General features: G+C 67.2%; 5 protein-coding genes and 1 pseudogene. 1 reads left to right on the plus strand and 5 read right to left on the minus strand.

Annotated elements, in window-relative coordinates:
• Positions 1-331: 331 nt before the first annotated feature.
• The 5 genes from H8R17_RS46100 to H8R17_RS44905 all read right to left on the minus strand — a co-directional run bounded on the left by H8R17_RS46100 (position 332) and on the right by H8R17_RS44905 (position 2,573).
• Complete coding sequence (locus H8R17_RS46100; protein ID WP_262506049.1) at positions 332-589, minus strand: hypothetical protein; 258 nt, start codon at positions 587-589, stop codon at positions 332-334.
• A gap of 103 nt (positions 590-692) precedes the next feature.
• Positions 693-842: a hypothetical protein gene (locus tag H8R17_RS46105; RefSeq protein ID WP_223126177.1), complete on the minus strand. Its 150-nt coding sequence runs from the start codon at positions 840-842 to the stop codon at positions 693-695.
• Between the two features lie 326 nt (positions 843-1,168).
• The gene (locus H8R17_RS44895) at positions 1,169-1,747 is read right to left on the minus strand and encodes a dienelactone hydrolase family protein (RefSeq protein WP_187828907.1); all 579 of its coding nucleotides are present in this window, start codon (positions 1,745-1,747) and stop codon (positions 1,169-1,171) included.
• A gap of 90 nt (positions 1,748-1,837) precedes the next feature.
• On the minus strand, positions 1,838-2,212 hold the full coding sequence (locus tag H8R17_RS48440; RefSeq protein WP_262506050.1) for a hypothetical protein: 375 nt from the start codon (positions 2,210-2,212) through the stop codon (positions 1,838-1,840).
• Positions 2,213-2,423: 211 nt separating this feature from the next.
• Positions 2,424-2,573, minus strand: a complete 150-nt coding sequence (locus H8R17_RS44905) for a hypothetical protein (RefSeq protein ID WP_262506051.1) — start codon at positions 2,571-2,573, stop codon at positions 2,424-2,426.
• A 298-nt stretch (positions 2,574-2,871) separates the two neighbouring features.
• On the opposite strand from H8R17_RS44905, the pseudogene H8R17_RS44910 reads away from it, so the two are divergent.
• A pseudogene (locus tag H8R17_RS44910) lies at positions 2,872-3,048 on the plus strand (type II toxin-antitoxin system Phd/YefM family antitoxin); the annotation flags it as partial.
• Positions 3,049-3,157: the final 109 nt, after the last annotated feature.

Below are 3,157 nucleotides of genomic sequence, written 5' to 3' on the forward strand. Positions count from 1 at the left end.
GTGGCGTCCTTCGCCGCGAGCAGGAGCTTCAACTCCTCGTTCGACGGCTCACTACCAGGCTCCACGGCCACAGCTTATCGATCTTGGGGTGCTCTGGTCGAACGGGCTGTCAGCCCTGCTGAACAGCTACGTGGGGGCGGAAACGGTCGTTTGTGCCCCCTGGCCGATCCAATGCGCGGGATTACCCACACGAGTGACGAGGGCGGTGATGGCCTCAGCAAAGCATTCGCGGGGACGCGCAGCCGGCGCGCGTACGCGCCGAGCCAGCTGTCCAGGGCCTCGCCCGGAAGCGGTGCCAGCGCGATGGGGATGCGGTCATCGGTCCACACGGTCATGCCGACTTCCTGCGACGTTGCGGAGACTGCCTCGGCCGGCTGGTCAGCAGACCAGCCGCGATCTCGGCTTCCAGTTCCTTGCGGGCCGCCTCCGCGGCGGCGTCGTTCTTGACCTGGTACATCAAACCCTTGTCGAGGCGCTCATGACCGGAGCGAATCGCGCGCAGGCAGCCGCGGTTGATCAGCGCCATGAGGGAGGCGAAGTGTCCGGTGGAGCGTGCGAAGAGGTAGTCCGACAGGTCCCTGGCGAGCATCCCGGGGTACTTCTCCGCCAGGACGAGTTTCTGCTCGATCGTCTTGAGCAGTGTCTGCCAATGCTGACGGCCTTCGTCGTCCTCGATCTGGAACGCGACAGCGTCAAGGGCGTGGTGCGGCGCCCGAACTGGGCGAGTTCGGTCTGCTGGTCGGAGACCCCTCGCGCAGGACACCCCGCTGCTGGACGCCGACCCCGACGTAGATCAGGGTGACGGGGAAGACGTTCGACAGGTACTTCAGCTGGTTCGCCATGCGGACCGAGTTGGGGTTCGCCCCGGCGAGGAAGTGAATGTCGTCGATTTTACCGACCGCAGGAGCTCGGAAACCGGCTCTGAACTGCGAAAATTCATAGATTACATGTCCGTGACGGCGCATTGGGGTCGTTGTTGTAGCTCGCCGGGTGGTCTCATGGGACGGCCCGTCCACCGGGACGGTGGACGGGCCGTGAGGTGGCCAGCGAGGCAGGGCCACGTCGCTGATCGGTGAGGCAGGCTTCGCGGTCGGCGACGCGCCGGTCTTGGAAGCGGAGGTTGGAGTGAGCTGTCGGTGGCTTTGGTAGTGCTCGCCGAAATGCCGGGCTATTTGATGCGGTCAAGGAGGTCCAGCATTCGATCGGTGGCCTGCGTTGCGGCGTGTTCGTCGTGCGACGGCAGGCTGCTGTCGGTGAACAGGTGCCTGTCGCCGGGGTAGAGGAACAGTTCGGCATCCGCCGCCGTCTCGACGAGCGCCCGGGCTGCGTCCACATCGCCCTCCCTGGCGAAGAACGGATCCGCGTCCATGCCGTGGACCTGGACCGGGACATCGTGGGGCCAGGCGCCGCCGAACTCCGCGACCGGGACGCATGCCTCCAGCAGGAGCGCACCCTTTGCGCCGGTGCGGGTCTGTGCCAGCTTCTGCGCCGGCAGGACGCCGAGCGAGAACCCGAGGTAGACGAGTTCCGCAGGCAGCCCCTCGGCGGCGGCGGTTCCGCGCGCGATGACCGTGCCGAACCCGGCGTCCTGGGCGTAACTCATGCCCTCCTCGAGACTGTCGAATACCTGCCCCTCGAACAGGTCCGGGACATGGACGGTGTGTCCGGCCCGGCGCAGCTGCTCGGCGAACTCACGGACGCCGACGGTCAGCCCGTGCCCGTGGTGGAAAACCAGCACCTCAGCCATTTCGCTCCCCTCGTGCTGCGGTGCCCGGGCGGCGCCGCAGCACGAGTATGGCCCGCACCGCTGACATCTGCGGGTCGTAGCCGGACGGGATCAGATCGTTGGAGCCGGATCGGCGATGCGGGCTTCGAGGTCGGCGACGCGACGAACCTGGAAGCGGAGGTTGGAGCGGCGGGCGGCCTTTAGTCGCTCGTCGAGGGTGCGGTTGTCGGCGGTGAGCTGGCGGACCCGCTGCTTGAGCGTGGTGTTCTCGGTAGTGATCCGCTGGATGGCCTCTTCGGTCCATTCCGCCTGCAAGTCGCGGACCTGGCCGAGGAGTTCGCCGATGCGGGTGCGCTGGGTGAGGATCTCGGCCTGCGCGGCCTTGAGTCCTTCTTCGGCGTTCAGGGCACGTTCGCGCCAGATCGCCTCGCGCTCATCGTCCTGGTCGGCGAGCAACTGGGTCCGGCGTTCGCCGGCCTCGGCCATCGCGGTGGCGACCGCGGATCGGGTCTCGGCGTTGTCATAGAGGAAGGTGCGCGAGACGCCGCGCGGCGGGCGATGGCGGCGACGCTGACCTGGGCCTTCTCGCGCCGGAGGCGGGTGATGGCTTCGCGGACCCGTTGGAGGGCGGTCTCGCTCTTGTGGCGGCGGGCAGCCAGGGCAGCGGCTGTGCGGGGTTCTGGGACGGCGGCGGTCTTCATGCGATGTCCTGCTCGGGGTCGTTGTCGGTTGTGCACGTATCGCTGTACTCGTTCTGCTCGTTGTCGCCCGCGTCGGCCAGGTCGGCGGCGCGGAAGGCTGTGGACCAGACTCGGTGGAAGTAGTCCTGGGGTTTGCGCAGGGTCACGTTTGAATCCGGCCCGGGGATTCGAACCTGCGCAGAGGCACGACTTCCCCGGCGGCCCCAAATTCAGAGCGAGACAGTCGTCGTCACCACCAATGATCCGCCCCTGCCCGGCGTCGATCCGGCTTCCCATGTTTTGCGGCTCCTGCCGGGGGCGCACACAGCCTCTCACCTGCGGAAACGCGTGAGGGGCTTTTTCGTGTCCAGATGCACATCGCTCTACGAGCAGGCACCTTCGCCTATCCGCAATCGCGGGTGACGGTGTAGCACCGGGTAGCACACCTTCGCTATCGTGGACAGCATGACAGCGCAGCCGGAGATCACTCAGCGCGATCTGCGCACCCGCTCCAAAGAAATCATGGACGCCGTCCAGGGAGGACAGGCGTTCACCGTCACCCGCGACGGGCATCGTGTCGGCGAGCTGATCCCGCTCCGCGGCCGTCGCCGCTTCGTTCCCCGCGCCGAGTTCGCGGCCATGGAGGATGCGGTGGCGGAGCAGGGGGAACCCGGCTCGGCCGTGCATCTGCCTCATGATCCTCTTGGTTCGCGTGTTGACGCCCTCGGTGCGGCCGTTGTGGTAGGGGAGG

The organism is Streptomyces sp. TRM68367 (assembly GCF_014495685.1).
In the GTDB taxonomy this organism is placed as follows: domain Bacteria; phylum Actinomycetota; class Actinomycetes; order Streptomycetales; family Streptomycetaceae; genus Streptomyces.

Bases quoted from the DNA above. Each gene is read 5' to 3' on its own strand.
- H8R17_RS46100 (WP_262506049.1), bottom strand. From the start codon at position 589: ATGCTCGCCAGGGACCTGTCGGACTACCTCTTCGCACGCTCCACCGGA.
- H8R17_RS46105 (WP_223126177.1), bottom strand. From the start codon at position 842: ATGGCGAACCAGCTGAAGTACCTGTCGAACGTCTTCCCCGTCACCCTG.
- H8R17_RS44895 (WP_187828907.1), bottom strand. From the start codon at position 1,747: ATGGCTGAGGTGCTGGTTTTCCACCACGGGCACGGGCTGACCGTCGGC.
- H8R17_RS48440 (WP_262506050.1), bottom strand. From the start codon at position 2,212: ATGGCCGAGGCCGGCGAACGCCGGACCCAGTTGCTCGCCGACCAGGAC.